The sequence below is a fragment of the Paenibacillus sp. 01T422 genome (assembly GCF_056398785.1).
Genome location: NZ_JBFTQB010001650.1, coordinates 1 through 457 on the forward strand (window position 1 = coordinate 1; position 457 = coordinate 457).

Annotated in this window: 1 protein-coding gene; it reads right to left on the bottom strand. The window is 51.9% G+C overall.

Translation table 11 applies throughout. The features are described from left to right. Positions 1–457: DUF7737 domain-containing protein (locus AC1DUA_RS40605; protein WP_477505015.1), on the bottom strand; the 457-nt coding region annotated here is incomplete at both ends.

Consider the following 457-nt stretch of genomic DNA (forward strand, 5'->3'; position numbering starts at 1 on the left):
TTTGGACAGTATCTCTGATGTTTTCGGGTCCTCATCCATAAACGGAAGGAATAACTTGCCGCGGTGCTGAGAATGCACAGGCAAGATATATAGGGTGCCGGCAGCTTGCTTCTGTACGGTCCCGCTCCCGAGATGAACCCCGTATTCCCCAAGAGTCCCAGCAATACGGGCAAAATTCCCATCCACGCGCACATTGGTAATCTTCATGAGTCTCAACGTTTCGGTGACGATGGCTTTTCGAAGTTCAATCGTTGTCAGGCTCGCTTCAGGATCGACCCCGCCTGCGTGTGCTACACTCACGACCAGATCCACATCCCGCATAATTTCGGAGAAAATAATGCCAGGAATGCCGCTGAGTTCAAGCGGCTCATATGTTTTGCGATCCATGAACGATACCGTCTCCAGAGTAGGCGCCTCGATATCTGAAGGAGCGAACCAGTCCGCTAAGGCATACACC